This is a genomic window from Streptomyces sp. NPDC058812, from assembly GCF_042744565.1.
Lineage (GTDB): Bacteria > Actinomycetota > Actinomycetes > Streptomycetales > Streptomycetaceae > Streptomyces > Streptomyces thinghirensis.
On record NZ_JBHYOB010000012.1, the window covers coordinates 1 to 14,149 of the forward strand.

Consider the following 14,149-nt stretch of genomic DNA (forward strand, 5'->3'; position numbering starts at 1 on the left):
CCCGGCGGCCAGCAGCCCGACAAGAAACCCGCACAGAAGCCCGCCCAGAAACCGGGGCCCCCCCCCCCCCCCCCCCCCCCCCCCCGCCCCCCCCCCCCCCCCCCCCGGGGGGGGGGCCCCCCCCCCCCCCCCCCCCGGGACGGGAAGGGGCGGCGGGGGCGGAACCAGCCCGCCCCCGACAACCACCCCCCACCCCACCGTCGGAGACCTGCGTACGCTTCCCCTGTGAACGACGATCCCCGCCTCGGCCCCGCCACGGGCATCGGCTCCCTGCCGGGAACCGACGCCCGCGAGGCCGCGAAGACAAGCACCGGCACCTTCGAGGACTTCCCCTTCCTCCCCGAACTGCCCGCCCGTGGCCCCGGCGCCGACATGATCGGCCGCACCGCCGGGATGCTCGTCGAGCTGTACGCGCGCGTGGAGCCCAGTGGCTGGCGGCTCGGTGACCGGCCGGGACGGGACACCAAGCGGGCCCGGGCCTGGCTGGGGGAGGACCTCGACGCCCTGGAGGAGTTCACCCAGGGATACGAGGGACCGCTGAAGGTCCAGGCCGTCGGCCCCTGGACGCTCGCCGCCGCCCTGGAACTGCGCAACGGCGAGGCGGTCCTCTCCGACGCCGGCGCGTCCCGCGACCTCACCGCCTCGCTCGCCGAGGGCCTGCGCCTGCACCTCGCCGAGGTCCGGCGCCGTGTGCCCGGCGCCCGGATCGCGCTCCAGCTCGACGAGCCGTCCCTCACCGCCGTCCTGCGCGGCCAGGTACGGAGCGCCAGCGGCTACCGCACCCACCGGGCCGTCGACCGCCAGGTCGTCGAATCCGCCCTCCGCGACATCGCGGCCGTGCACGGCGACGACCCGGTCGTGGTCCACTCCTGCGCACCGGACGTGCCGTTCGCCCTGCTGCGCCGGGCGGGCGTCGCGGGCGTCTCCTTCGACTTCTCGCTCCTCACCGAGCGTGACGACGATGCGATCGGCGAGGCGGTCGAGGGCGGTACCCGGCTGCTCGCCGGTGTCGTGCCGGGCACGGACGCCGCATTGTCAGACCCTGCCGGTAGCGTCATGGGTGTCAGGACGCTGTGGCGCAGGCTGGGGCTGCATCCGGGGCTTCTCGCGGAGGCGGTCACCGTCACGCCGACGTGCGGACTCGCGGGCGCGTCCCCCGAGTACGCCCGCCGGGCGCTCGCCCACTGCGCCAGGGCGGCGAGATCCCTCGCGGACAACCCAGAGTAACGGGAGGACCACACGGTGGCCGGCGACAAGCAAGCGGAGACGACGAGCGTGCCCGCCGAGGCGCGCGAGAAGCACGTGCAGCTCGCTGAGCAGATCGAGGAGCACCGCTTCCGGTACTACGTGAAGGACGCCCCCGTCGTCAGCGACGCGGACTTCGACCGGCTGCTGCGTTCCCTGGAGGAGCTGGAGGAGGAGTATCCGGAGCTGCGCACCCCGGACTCCCCGACCCAGAAGGTCGCCGGTTCCTACGAGACGGAGTTCACGGCCGTAGAGCACCGCTCACGCATGCTCTCCCTCGACAACACCTTCAACGACGACGAACTCGCCGCCTGGACCGAGCGGATCGCCAAGGAGCTGGGCGAGCAGGAGTACCACTTCCTGTGCGAGCTGAAGGTCGACGGACTCGCCGTCAACCTCACCTACGAGCGCGGCCGCCTCGTCCGCGCGGCCACCCGCGGCGACGGCCGCACCGGCGAGGACATCACGCCCAACGTCCGCACCATCGCCGACATCCCCGAGCGTCTCAAGGGGGACGAGGTCCCCGACCTCGTGGAGATCCGCGGCGAGGTCTACTTCCCGATGGAGAAGTTCCAGGAGCTCAACGCCCGGTTGAACGCGGCCGGCGACAAGCCCTTCGCCAACCCGCGCAACGCGGCGGCCGGTTCGCTGCGCCAGAAGGACCCGCGCGTCACCGCCACCCGCCCGCTGCACATGGTGGTCCACGGCATCGGCGTCCTGGAGGGCTTCAAGGGCATGACCCGCCTCTCCCAGGCCTACGACCTCCTGAAGACCTGGGGCCTGCCCACCTCCCCGCACAACAGGGTCGTCGACGGACTCGACGGCGTACGGGACTTCATCGCGTACTACGGCGAGAACCGCCACTCCGTGGCGCACGAGATCGACGGCGTCGTCGTCAAGCTCGACGAGATCCGCCTCCAGGGACGGCTCGGCTCCACGGCCCGCGCGCCGCGCTGGGCCATCGCGTACAAGTACGCGCCGGAGGAGGTCAACACCAAGCTCGTCGACATCAAGGTGGGCGTCGGCCGCACCGGCCGCGTCACGCCGTACGCGCAGGTCGAGCCGGTCACCGTGGCGGGCAGCGAGGTCGAGTTCGCCACGCTCCACAACCAGGAGGTCGTCAAGGCCAAGGGCGTGCTCATCGGCGACACCGTGGTGCTGCGCAAGGCCGGTGACGTGATCCCGGAGATCCTCGGGCCGGTCGCCGACCTGCGGGACGGCAGCGAGCGCGAGTTCGTCATGCCGGCCGAGTGCCCCGAGTGCGGGACGCCGCTGAAGGCGATGAAGGAGGGAGACATCGACCGGCGGTGTCCCAACGCCCGCACCTGCCCCGCCCAGTTGCGCGAGCGCGTCTCCTACCTCGCCGGCCGGGAGTGCCTGGACATCGAGCACTTCGGTGGTGTCGTGGCGGCCGCGCTGACCGGGCCGCTGGAGCCGCCGCAGCCGCCGCTGGTGGACGAGGGCGACCTCTTCGGTCTCACCGTCGAGAAACTGCTGCCCATCAAGGCGTACGTCCTCGACCCGGACAGCGGGCTGCCCAAGCGCGACCCGAAGACCGGCGAGGAGAAGATCGTCACGGTCTTCGCCAACAAGGAGGGCGAGCCCAAGAAGAACACCCTCGCGCTGCTCAAGAACATCGAGGAGGCCAAGGCCCGCCCGCTCGCCCGCTTCCTCAACGGGCTCTCCATCCGGTACGTGGGACCGGTCGCCGCCCAGGCCCTCGCCCGGGAGTTCCGGTCCATCGACCGCATCGAGCAGGCCACCGAGGAGGAGTTGGCGAACACGGACGGAGTGGGCGGCACCATCGCCACCGCCGTCAAGGAGTGGTTCGCCGAGGAGTGGCACCGCGAGATCGTCCGCAAGTGGAAGGCGGCCGGAGTCCCGCTGGAGGACCGGTCGACGGGGGAGGACGAGGGGCCGCGCCCGCTCGAGGGGCTCACCGTCGTCGTCACCGGCACCCTGGAGAACTTCACCCGGGACGGGGCCAAGGACGCCCTCCAGAGCAGGGGTGCGAAAGTGACCGGATCGGTCTCCAAGAAGACGTCCTTCGTCGTGGTCGGTGACAACCCCGGGTCGAAGCACGACAAGGCGATGCAACTGAAGGTGCCGGTTCTGAACGAGGACGGTTTCACCGTCCTGCTCGAACAAGGACCCGAAGCGGCGGCCGACGTCGCACTTTCGGCTGAGGAATAGCGGTTGAAGGCCACCCGATCGGCGCATACCAGATGCATACGGGTGGCCGGGGTGCATTCGGGCAACCGTCGACGACCGGTGCCCCTGGAAGCCTTCCGCGGCCTACTGTTGAGGTGTGCGCCTGCCGTGCCCAGCTGCGGTCGGGGCATCTCCATGTCCCCGAGGGGCAGGGGGAAGGGTTCTCCAACGCGGAGCCGTTGATGGATGTCGGGCGTCGGGCCGCGTGGCGTGGGCACCGCCGGCCGTGAGAGGGACGGGAATGGAACCGACCGAGAGCGCCGCCGCGGGCTCACGGCTGCGCCTGCGTCGCATGGTGGGCGCGTGGCACGTGAGCCGGTGGCTCGGGCAGCGCGGTGGTGGCGCACCGCATCCCGCGGCGGCCGCCCGCGGCTCCGCGCCGCCGGCCGCAGGCCACGGCTCCCGGCCGCCGGCCGCCCGCCGCTCCTCCGTCCTGTCCGACACCGACACCGACGGTGAACGGCACCTGCACTGGCCCGCGTTGCCTTCGGCGGTCGTCGCGGCCGCCGCCTTCGTGCTGGGCGCCGGCTTCTACCGGGCGTTCACCGACGGCCACGCCCTCTTCCCGTCCGGCACCGCCGGCTGGTCCCTGGCCGTGCTGACCGGCATCGTCGTCGGGCACCTGGTCATGCTCGGCCGCTCCCGCTGGTGGGGCGGCACCGGCTCCGGCGCCGCCCTCACCCTCGCCGTCCTGCTGCTGTACGGCTGGGTTCCGGCCGGCATGGTCAGCCTCACCGTCGTCGTCCTGGTCGGCATAGCCCGCCGGGGCCGCTGGCGGCAGGGCGTCCTGCACGGCGCGGTGGACATCCTCGGCATCGCCGCGGGTGCCGTGCTGCTGGGCGTCTGCGGCTCCGTACCCTCCGTCGAGGACCCCTGGGACCCCATCACCTGGGGGGTGTACGCGGCGCCCAAGGTGGTGCTCGTCGCGGTCGCCTACCTCGCCGTCACCCGCGCCCTGTTGTGGTATCTGCAGACACCGCGCGTCGGCCTGCCCACCGTCGCCCGCACCGCCCTGGTCAGGCAGGGCCTGGTCGCCGTCGCTCTGCTCGGCATCGCCCCGCTGGTCTGCGTGGTCGCCGTCGCCAAGCCGCTGCTGCTGCCGCTGTTCTCCATTCCGCTGATCGCCCTCGACTCCACTCTGTGGATCGCCCGCGCCCGGGCCGAGGAGCAGCTGCGCGACCCGCTCACCGGACTGCCCAACCGGCAGTGGCTCCTTGAGCGAACCTGGACCGCGCTGGACGACGCCGAGCGCATCGGCGCCCGTGCCGCCCTGATGCTGATCGACCTCGACCGTTTCCGGTCGGTCAACGACACACTCGGCCACCTCGCCGGTGACCGGCTGCTGCTGCAGACCGCCGACCGGCTGCGGCAGGCCCTGCCGCGCGGGGCGGAGGCCGCGCGGCTCGGCGGCGACGAGTTCGCCGTCTTACTGCCCGTCGCCGACTCCACCACGTCGGCGACCCGGATGGCCCGTGGCCTGGTCGCCGCGCTCAGCTCTCCGATGGACCTCGACGGGCTCACCCTCGTCCTGGAGGCCAGCGCCGGAGTGGCCGTCTTCCCCGACCACGCGCTGGACGCCGAAGGGCTGCTGCGCCGCGCGGACGTGGCGATGTACCAGGCGAAGCGGGACCGCACGGGCGTCGAGGTCTACGAGTCCAAGCGGGACTCCAACACCCCGGACCGCCTCGGGCTGCTGGGCGACCTGCGCCGGGCCCTGGACGCCCACGAGGTCGAGCTGCACTACCAGCCCAAGGTCCGCTTCGACGGACAGGTCGCGGGCCTGGAGGCCCTGGTCCGCTGGGTGCACCCCGAGCGCGGCAAGGTACCGCCGGACGAGTTCATAGCGATCGCCGAGTCCTCCGGGCTGATGCCCCACCTCACCGAGTACGTGCTGGAGACGGCGCTCGGACAGGTCGCCCGCTGGCGCTCCCAGGGCCTGTTCGTGCCGGTCGCGGTCAACGTCTCCCCGCGCGACGTCCACACCCCCGGCTTCGCGGGCGCGGTGGCCGCCCGGCTGGCCCGGCACGGTGTCCCCGCGGGAGCGCTCCAGCTGGAGATCACGGAACACGTCCTCCTGGAGGACCCGCAGCGTGCCGCCGACACCCTCAACGCGCTGACCGGTCACGGCGTGAAGATGTCCCTGGACGACTTCGGCACCGGCTACTCCTCCCTCGTCCACCTGCGCCGGCTCCCGGTCAGCGAACTCAAGATCGACCGCTCGTTCGTGGCCCGGCTGGCCGTCGACACCGAGGACGCCGAGATCGTGCGCTGCACTGTCGACCTCGCGCACTCCCTCGGCCTGCTCGTCGTCGCCGAGGGCGTGGAGGACGACGAGACCTGGGAGCGGCTGCGCGACCTCGGCTGCGACGCCGTACAGGGCTGGCTGGTCGCGGCCGCGATGCCGCCCGAGGAGACCACCGCCTGGCTGCTCGCCCGGGGCTCCCGGGGCTGGGTGCGGGCCGCCGCCGCACTGCCCGCGGCGGCGACCGACGAGTGACCTGACCGCCGTGCGCCCTGACCGCCGTGTGGCCTGACCGCCGTGCAGCCTGGCCGTCGAGTGCCCTGACCGTCGAGTGCCCTGACCGCCGTGTGGCCTGACCGCCGTGCAGCCTGGCCGTCGAGTGCCCTGACCGCCGTGCGCCCTGACCGCCGTGTGGCCTGACTGTCGTGCAGCCTGGCCGTCGAGCGCCCCGACCGACGAGCGCCCCGACCGCCGTGCGCCCTGACCGCTGTGCGGCCCGGTCGACGGGTGTGCCTTCCCGGTGCCGGGCGCCCGCCGAGGGAGGCCCGGCGGAGGCGGTGCGGCGCTCCCCGCCCGTTCCGCTCAGCGCGCGGCGTCCCGCGGCGCGAAGCGCCCGATCAGCAGGTCAAGCCGTTGGCCGTGGGCCTGCTCCGGTAGCCGGCCGCTGCGCATCAGGGTCACCAGCCCGTGCAGGCCCGCCCAGTACGTCTCCGTGAGCAGTGCCGGGTCCTCGCCCTCGGCGGCGAGGGGCTCGACGGCGCTCAGCAGTTCACCGAACGCCTCCTGGAGGGCCGGCGGAGCCTCGGGCGTGGCGAACGGCAGATCCACCCGGTGCGTGAACATCACGTCGTAGAGCGCGGGCCGCCGTCGCCCGAAATCGGTGTACGCCCGCCCGACCGCCGCCAGCGTCTCGCGTGTGCCCTCGGCCGCCGCGGCCGACGCCCGCAGTTCCACCGTCAGTTCCTCACAGCCCCGCACCGCGACCGCCGCCATGATCGCGTCCTTGCCCTTGAAATGGCTGTACAGGACCGGCTGGCTGTACTCGATCTCGGCGGCCAGCCGGCGGGTGGTGACCGCCTCCCAGCCCTCCGCCTCGGCCAGGTCCCGCGCGGCCGTCACGATCAGCCGCTCGCGTTCCGCTCGTTCGCGCTCCCGGCGCGTCTGGATCGTCATGGCCGCGATTCTATCAATGCTAGCCATCCTGTCGCTGCTCTGCTAGCGTCGCGATTGTTCCTAGCGCCGCTAGCGAGGAGAGATCGTGACCGTCACCGCGTACACCCTGGCCGTCGTGCTCAACCTGTTCTGCGTGTTCCTCGGTTACCGCTTCCTGTTCCGGCCCGCACCCGCCGCCACCGGCTACGGCGTCCCGGCCGACCCGGCCGGTGATGCCGGCGCCTACCTGACGATCAAGGGCCTCCGGGACGGGACGTTCGGTCTGGTGGGTCTGGCTCTGCTGGTCTTCGCCGGCGCCCGCGCCGAGGCGTGGTTCATGCTCTGCGTGGCCGTCGTGCCGCTCGGCGACATGCTCATAGTGCTGCGCCACGGAGGTGCGAAGGCCGTGGCCTTCGGCATCCACTTCGCCACCGCGGTCGTCATCCTGATCAGTGCCGGTCTGCTCTTCGCGCTCTGAACGACCCCTGTCGCCGTCCTCCTGCACGGCAGCGTCCGGAACCGCGCGGTGCCGCGAGTCGGCCCCGGGGGGAAACCGTTTAACGGCCATGGGGCCCGGCCCCATAGGATTGGCCCGAACCGACTTGCCCAAGCCGATTTGCCCAAACCACACACTCACCCCAGAGGAACGCTGCATGCCTGGCATCACGCGCGAGGAGGTCGCCCACCTCGCCCGGCTGGCGCGTCTGGAGCTGAAGCCCGAAGAGCTCGAGCACTTCGCGGGACAGCTGGACGACATCATCGGCGCGGTCGCCCGCGTCAGCGAAGTCGCCGACCAAGACGTACCGCCGACCTCGCACCCGCTCCCGCTGACGAACGTCATGCGGCCGGACGAGGTCCGTCCGTCGCTCACGCCCGAGCAGGCGCTCTCCGGCGCCCCGGCCCAGGAGCAGCAGCGTTTCAAGGTGCCGCAGATCCTGGGGGAGGAGTAACCGCCATGAGCGACATCATCAAGCTCACCGCGGCCGAGATCGCCGCGAAGATCGCCTCCGGCGAGCTGACGGCCGTCGAGGTCACCGAGGCTCACCTGGCCCGCATCGAGGCCGTCGACGAGAAGGTGCACGCCTTCCTGCACGTCGACCGCGAGGGCGCCCTCGCCCAGGCCCGCGCCGTCGACGAGAAGCGCGAGCGCGGCGAGCAGCTCGGCCCGCTGGCCGGCGTCCCGCTCGCGCTCAAGGACATCTTCACCACCGAGGGCATCCCCACCACCGTCGGCTCGAAGATCCTCGAGGGCTGGATCCCGCCGTACGACGCGACCGTCACCAAGCGTCTGAAGGCCGCCGACGTCGTCATCCTCGGCAAGACCAACATGGACGAGTTCGCCATGGGGTCATCGACGGAGAACAGCGCGTACGGCCCGACCGGCAACCCCTGGGACCTCACCAAGATCCCCGGCGGCTCCGGCGGCGGCTCCTCCGCCGCCCTCGCGGCCTTCCAGGCCCCGCTCGCCATCGGCACCGACACCGGCGGCTCCATCCGCCAGCCCGCGTCCGTCACCGGCACGGTCGGCGTCAAGCCGACGTACGGCGGCGTCTCCCGCTACGGCATGGTGGCCTTCTCCTCCTCCCTCGACCAGGGCGGCCCCTGCGCCCGCACGGTGCTGGACGCGGCCCTGCTGCACGAGGTGATCGCCGGGCACGACCCGATGGATTCCACCTCCATCGACGCCCCGGTCCCCGCGGTCGTCGAGGCCGCCCGCGACGGCAGCGTCGCCGGCATGCGCGTCGGCGTCGTCAAGCAGTTCCGCGGCGAGGGCTACCAGGCCGGCGTCATCCAGCGCTTCGACGAGTCCGTCGAGCTGCTGAAGGAGCTGGGCGCGGAGATCGTCGAGCTGGACTGCCCGTCCTTCGACCTCGCGCTGTCGGCGTACTACCTGATCGCGCCCTCCGAGTGCTCCTCCAACCTCGCCCGCTTCGACGGCCTGCGCTACGGCGCGCGCGTCGGCGACGACGGCACGCACTCCGCCGAGGAGGTCACCTCCCTGACCCGCGAGGCCGGCTTCGGCCCCGAGGTCAAGCGCCGCATCATGCTCGGCACGTACGCCCTCAGCTCCGGCTACTACGACGCGTACTACGGCAGCGCCCAGAAGGTCCGCACCCTCATCACGCGGGACTTCGAGAAGGCCTTCGAGCAGGTCGACGTGATCGTCTCCCCGACGACCCCGACCACCGCATTCGCGATCGGCGAGCGCGCCGACGACCCGATGGCGATGTACCTCGCCGACCTGTGCACCATCCCCACCAACCTGGCGGGCAACGCGGCCATGTCGCTGCCCTGCGGCCTCGCACCCGAGGACAACCTGCCGGTGGGTCTGCAGATCATCGCCCCCGCCATGAAGGACGACCGGCTGTACAAGGTCGGCGCCGCGGTCGAGGCCGCCTTCGTGGAAAGGTGGGGCCACCCGCTGATCGAGGAGGCACCGTCGCTGTGAGCGCACTGACCAAGGCCAAGGGCTTCAAGAGCTCCAAGTCCGGCCTGTACGTCTCGATGGCCACGTCGGCGTTCGGCGCCGTCGGGGTGTACAAGCAGATCAAGAAGGCCCGGGGCGAGAGCGACACGCTGCGGCTGCTCGACGCCGTCGTGACCGGCGCAGCGGTCGTCACCAACCTCGCCATCCTGTACCGCGAGCTGAAGCGTCTGGGCGACGACGACGTCCTGCTGGGCTGAGAGGGAAGTTTCACCGTGACCACCACGACCGACCTGGTGTCGTACGAGGACGCGCTGGCGTCGTACGACCCCGTCATGGGCCTTGAGGTCCATGTCGAACTCGGCACCCACACCAAGATGTTCTGCGGCTGTTCGACCGCACTGGGCGCCGACCCCAACACCCAGACCTGCCCCGTCTGTCTCGGCATGCCCGGCGCGCTCCCGGTCGTCAACGCGACCGGCGTCGAGTCGGCGATCCGGATCGGTCTCGCGCTGAACTGCGAGATCGCCGAGTGGTGCCGCTTCGCCCGGAAGAACTACTTCTATCCGGACATGCCGAAGAACTTCCAGACCTCCCAGTACGACGAGCCGATCGCCTTCAACGGCTACCTCGACGTGCAGCTGGAGGACGGCGAGACCTTCCGCGTGGAGATCGAGCGCGCCCACATGGAGGAGGACACCGGCAAGTCGATGCACGTCGGTGGCGCGACGGGCCGTATCCACGGTGCCTCGCACTCCCTCCTCGACTACAACCGCGCCGGCATCCCGCTCATCGAGATCGTCACCAAGCCGATCGAGGGAGCGGGCGAGCGGGCCCCCGAGGTCGCGCGGGCCTACGTCCGTGAGTTGCGCGAACTCATCCGTGCCCTCGGCGTGTCCGAGGCCCGCATGGAGATGGGCCAGATGCGCTGCGACGTGAACCTGTCGCTGCGCCCGCACGGCCGGGAGAAGTTCGGCACCCGCAGCGAGACCAAGAACGTCAACTCGCTGCGCTCGGTCGAGCGCGCGGCCCGCTTCGAGATCCAGCGGCACGCCGCCGTGCTGAACGACGGCGGCACGATCATCCAGGAGACCCGCCACTTCCACGAGGACACGGGGTCCACGACCTCGGGCCGCGTGAAGGAGGAGGCCGAGGACTACCGGTACTTCCCGGAGCCCGACCTGGTGCCGGTCGCCCCCTCGCGCGAGTGGGTCGAGGAGATCCGTGCCAGCCTGCCCGAGCTGCCGCTGGTGCGCCGCAACCGGCTCCGCGAGGAGTGGGGCATCTCCGGCAACGACATGCAGTCGATCCTCAACGCCGGCGCGCTGGACCCGATCGTCGCCACGATCGACGCCGGTGCCGACGCGGCCTCCGCCCGCAAGTGGTGGATGGGCGAGCTGGCCCGCAGCGCCAACGAGTCGGGCAAGGCGCTCGACGAGCTGGCGATCACGCCGGAGCAGGTCGCCCGGGTCACCGAGCTGGTCGCCAAGGGCGGCCTGAACGACAAGCTGGCCCGCCAGGTCATCCTGGGCGTCCTCGCCGGTGAGGGCACGCCGGACGAGGTCGTCGACAAGCGCGGCCTGAAGGTCGTCTCCGACGAGGGCGCGCTCACCACCGCCGTCGACGAGGCCATCGCCGGCAACCAGGGCGTCGTGGACAAGATCCGCGGCGGCAAGGTGGCCGCGGTCGGCGCCCTGGTCGGCGCGGTAATGAAGGCGACCCGGGGCCAGGCGGACGCGGCCCGCGTCAAGGAGCTGATCCTGGAGAAGCTGGGCGTCAGCGAGGGCTGAGCCGGTCCGGCATCGCATGTTCTGAGGGGTTGCACCCGGTCGGGTGCAACCCCTCGGGCGTTCGGCTACGAATCACCCATAGGGAACAACACGTTCATCCGATCGTTCGGTGAATCGCCTTCGCCTCTGTGAATAAGCCCACTAAATCCGCAAACGATCACTTCTGGCTGAAAGAGTGGCTTCGCGTTACTCATGCGTTCTTTGCGGGCCGTTCACTTCATGAGCGACTGTTCCCGGTCAAAGATCCACAATCAGACACCCTGGGAGCACGTTCGTGGCAGCCCTTGCACGCTGGTGTGTCCAACGCCGCCTCGTCGCCGTCCTGCTCTGGCTCCTCGCCTTCGGCGGGGTCGCCACGGCCGCCGCGGTCTCCGGCTCCGCGTACTCCAACGACTACTCAGTCCCAGGCACCGACTCCGACCGTGCCTCCCAGCTGCTCGCCTCCGGCTTCCCCGGCCTCGGCGGCGGCGGTGACACGATCGTCTGGCACACGACGACCGACACCGTCCGCGCCACCGACGTCGAACAGGCCATGACCCGCACCCTGGACCGCATCGCGGACCTGCCCGGGGTGGCCTCGGTGACCAACCCGTACGACGACCCCGACTCGCCCCTGATCAGCGAGAACGCTCACACCGCCTACGCCTCGGTCACCTTCGAGGACGCTTCCCAGGACATCGACGCGGCCGAGGCGCGGGCCGTGGTCGACACCGCCGAGGCGGCCGAGACCGACGGGCTCCAGGTCGAACTGGGCGGCGGCGCCGTCGCGCTCACCGAGGCGCCGGACGGTCATCTCGCCGAGGTCCTCGGCGTGGCCGTGGCCGCGGTCGTCCTCTTCCTCGCCTTCGGCTCCCTCGCCGCCGCCGTGCTGCCCATCGCCACCGCGCTGGTCTCCGTCGGCACCGCCTACGCCGGCATCACCCTGCTCGGCCACGCCATGACCGTCGCCGACTTCGCGCCCATGCTGGGCACCCTCATCGGACTCGGCGTCGGCATCGACTACGCGCTGTTCATCGTCACCAGACACCGGCGCGGCCTGAAACGGGGACTCACCGTCGCCGAGGCCGCCGAGAACGCCGTCGCGACCACGGGACGCGCGGTCGTCTTCGCGGGTGCCACCGTTTGCATCGCCCTGCTGGGCATGCTGATCCTCCGGCTCAGCTTCCTCAACGGCGTGGCCATCGCCGCCTCGCTGACCGTCGTCCTCACCGTCGCGGCGTCCGTGACCCTGCTGCCCGCGCTGCTGTCGTACATCGGCCCGCGCGCCCTGAGCCGGCGCGAGCGGCGCAGGCTCGCGGAGCACGGGCCCGAGCCCGAGCTGCCCACCGGGTTCGCCGCCCGCTGGTCGGCGTTCGTGGAGCGCCACCCCAAGCTGCTCGGCGCCGTCGCCCTCGTCGTGATCACCGTTCTCGCGCTGCCCACCCTCGGTCTGCGCCTCGGCACCTCCGACCAGGGCAACGACCCCAAGGGCACCACCACCCGCCAGGCCTACGACCTCCTCGCCGAGGGCTTCGGACCCGGCGTGAACGGCCCCCTCACCCTGGTCACCGAGGTCGGCGGGGCCGAGGACCGGCTCGCCCTGGACAACCTCGACGCCTCCCTGCGCACCACCGAGGGCGTCTCCTCGGTGACACCGGTGACGTACAACTCCGGCGGCGACACCGCGTACCTCGCCGTCGTACCCGAGTCGGCCCCGCAGTCCCGGACCACCAGCGACCTCGTCGAGCGGCTGCGCTCCGAGGTCCTGCCGCGTGCCGAGGCCGGTACCGCGCTCGACGTGCACGTCGGCGGCGTCACGGCCGGCTACGACGACTTCGCCGACGTCATCGTCGGCAAGCTCCCCCTCTTCGTCGGCGTCGTCATCGGCCTGGGCTGCCTGCTGCTCCTGCTGGCCTTCCGCTCCGTCGGCATCCCCCTCAAGGCGGCCGCGATGAACGTCGCCGCCGTGGCCGCCTCCTTCGGCGTCGTCGTGGCGATCTTCCAATGGGGCTGGGGAAGCGAACTGCTCGGTCTCGGCAGCGCCGGCCCGATCGAACCCTTCCTGCCCGTGATCATGGTGTCGGTCCTCTTCGGACTCTCCATGGACTACCAGGTCTTCCTGGTCAGCCGGATGTACGAGGAGTGGCTGGAGACCGGCGACAACCGCCGTGCCGTCCGCGTCGGCCTCGCCGAGACCAGCCGGGTGATCAACTCCGCCGCGGTCATCATGATCTCGGTGTTCCTCGCCTTCGTCCTCAGCGGCGACCGCGTGATCGCCATGTTCGGCATCGCGCTCGCCGCCGCCGTCGCCCTGGACGCCTTCGTCCTGCGCACCCTCCTGGTGCCCGCCCTGATGCACCTGCTCGGCAGCGCCAACTGGTGGCTGCCGCGCCGGCTGGACAAGCTCCTGCCGCGCATCAGCATCGAGCCGCCCGAGTGCCGCGTCGCCCATGAGAGGCTGGCCGCGGCGACGGACGCCGAGGCGGCGGACGTCCTTGCGGAGGAGGAGCGGCAGCGGGATGTACGCGATATCACTGGGTGACGACGGAGCCGAACTGCGCCCCCTGGAGACCTGGCACGCCGAGGAGTTCCTGGCCCACCTGGACCGGGGCAGGGAGTTCATCACACAGCACATCCCCTTCGGGACGAAGGCCACCGACGCCGACTCCGCGCGGGAGCTGATCCAGTCCTACGCCGACCGGCGCGCCGCCGACAGCGGCTTCCTGCACGGGCTGTGGCTGGACGGCAAGCTCGTCGGCGGCCTGCTCTTCCGGGTCTTCGACGCGGCCACCGGTGTCTGCGAGATCGGCTGCTGGCTGGAGCCCGCCGGTACGGGGCGCGGCCTCGTCACACGCGGCGCCCGGGTCCTGATCGACTGGGCTTTCGACGAGCGCGGCATGCACCGTGTGGAGTGGCACGCGTCGTCCGCCAACACCCCGAGTGTCAACGCCGCCCGGCGACTCGGCATGATGCGTGAGGGCGTGCTGCGCGAGAGCTTCCCCTACCGCGGTGTCCGTCAGGACACGGAGGTGTGGGCGGTGCTCGCGCCCGAGTGGCGTGCGGCACGTGAGGCACGCGCGCGTGCCGCTCACAAGGATCATTAAG

General features: G+C 71.6%; 11 protein-coding genes. 10 read left to right on the forward strand and 1 reads right to left on the reverse strand.

The genetic code is table 11. The features are described 5' to 3' along the window. Positions 1-225 precede the first annotated feature (225 nt). From ACFW48_RS24040 to ACFW48_RS24050, 3 genes are all read left to right on the forward strand, one after another. A complete protein-coding gene (locus tag ACFW48_RS24040; RefSeq protein WP_386317741.1) occupies positions 226-1,227 on the forward strand; it encodes a methionine synthase in 1,002 nt (333 codons plus the stop codon). A 15-nt stretch (positions 1,228-1,242) separates the two neighbouring features. Then, positions 1,243-3,438, forward strand: a complete 2,196-nt coding sequence (gene ligA / locus ACFW48_RS24045; protein WP_386317742.1) for an NAD-dependent DNA ligase LigA — start codon at positions 1,243-1,245, stop codon at positions 3,436-3,438. A 259-nt stretch (positions 3,439-3,697) separates the two neighbouring features. Then, positions 3,698-5,953: a putative bifunctional diguanylate cyclase/phosphodiesterase gene (locus ACFW48_RS24050; protein ID WP_386317744.1), complete on the forward strand. Its 2,256-nt coding sequence runs from the start codon at positions 3,698-3,700 to the stop codon at positions 5,951-5,953. 327 nt (positions 5,954-6,280) lie between these two features. On the opposite strand, the gene ACFW48_RS24055 is transcribed toward ACFW48_RS24050, so the two are convergent. Next, positions 6,281-6,871, reverse strand: a complete 591-nt coding sequence (locus ACFW48_RS24055) for a TetR/AcrR family transcriptional regulator (protein ID WP_386317746.1) — start codon at positions 6,869-6,871, stop codon at positions 6,281-6,283. Positions 6,872-6,956: 85 nt separating this feature from the next. On the opposite strand from ACFW48_RS24055, the gene ACFW48_RS24060 reads away from it, so the two are divergent. The 7 genes from ACFW48_RS24060 (at position 6,957) to ACFW48_RS24090 (ending at position 14,148) form a co-directional block, all read left to right on the forward strand. Continuing rightward, a complete protein-coding gene (locus ACFW48_RS24060; protein WP_386317748.1) occupies positions 6,957-7,328 on the forward strand; it encodes a DUF4267 domain-containing protein in 372 nt (123 codons plus the stop codon). Between the two features lie 175 nt (positions 7,329-7,503). Beyond that, the gene (gene gatC, locus ACFW48_RS24065) at positions 7,504-7,800 is read left to right on the forward strand and encodes an Asp-tRNA(Asn)/Glu-tRNA(Gln) amidotransferase subunit GatC (RefSeq protein ID WP_003973500.1); all 297 of its coding nucleotides are present in this window, start codon (positions 7,504-7,506) and stop codon (positions 7,798-7,800) included. Positions 7,801-7,805: 5 nt separating this feature from the next. Further along, positions 7,806-9,299: an Asp-tRNA(Asn)/Glu-tRNA(Gln) amidotransferase subunit GatA gene (gatA, locus tag ACFW48_RS24070; protein ID WP_386317750.1), complete on the forward strand. Its 1,494-nt coding sequence runs from the start codon at positions 7,806-7,808 to the stop codon at positions 9,297-9,299. After that, positions 9,296-9,535: a hypothetical protein gene (locus tag ACFW48_RS24075; protein WP_121749321.1), complete on the forward strand. Its 240-nt coding sequence runs from the start codon at positions 9,296-9,298 to the stop codon at positions 9,533-9,535. Before gatA ends, ACFW48_RS24075 begins: the two co-directional genes overlap by 4 nt. Before the next feature lie 15 nt (positions 9,536-9,550). Further along, complete coding sequence (gatB, locus tag ACFW48_RS24080; RefSeq protein WP_386317753.1) at positions 9,551-11,065, forward strand: Asp-tRNA(Asn)/Glu-tRNA(Gln) amidotransferase subunit GatB; 1,515 nt, start codon at positions 9,551-9,553, stop codon at positions 11,063-11,065. Between the two features lie 274 nt (positions 11,066-11,339). Continuing rightward, positions 11,340-13,586, forward strand: coding sequence for an MMPL family transporter (locus tag ACFW48_RS24085; protein WP_386317755.1), 2,247 nt, complete (start codon positions 11,340-11,342; stop codon positions 13,584-13,586). Continuing rightward, positions 13,564-14,148 carry a GNAT family N-acetyltransferase gene (locus ACFW48_RS24090; protein ID WP_386317756.1) on the forward strand — a complete coding sequence of 195 codons (585 nt, stop codon included), beginning with the start codon at positions 13,564-13,566 and terminating at the stop codon, positions 14,146-14,148. Before ACFW48_RS24085 ends, ACFW48_RS24090 begins: the two co-directional genes overlap by 23 nt. The last annotated feature ends 1 nt before the right edge of the window (position 14,149 follow it).

What these genes read in the sequence shown, in the direction of transcription:
- gatA (WP_386317750.1), top strand. Translation starts at nt 7,806, where the DNA reads ATGAGCGACATCATCAAGCTCACCGCGGCCGAGATCGCCGCGAAGATC.
- ACFW48_RS24090 (WP_386317756.1), top strand. Translation starts at nt 13,564, where the DNA reads ATGTACGCGATATCACTGGGTGACGACGGAGCCGAACTGCGCCCCCTG.
- ACFW48_RS24050 (WP_386317744.1), top strand. Translation starts at nt 3,698, where the DNA reads ATGGAACCGACCGAGAGCGCCGCCGCGGGCTCACGGCTGCGCCTGCGT.
- gatC (WP_003973500.1), top strand. Translation starts at nt 7,504, where the DNA reads ATGCCTGGCATCACGCGCGAGGAGGTCGCCCACCTCGCCCGGCTGGCG.
- ACFW48_RS24055 (WP_386317746.1), bottom strand. Translation starts at nt 6,871, where the DNA reads ATGACGATCCAGACGCGCCGGGAGCGCGAACGAGCGGAACGCGAGCGG.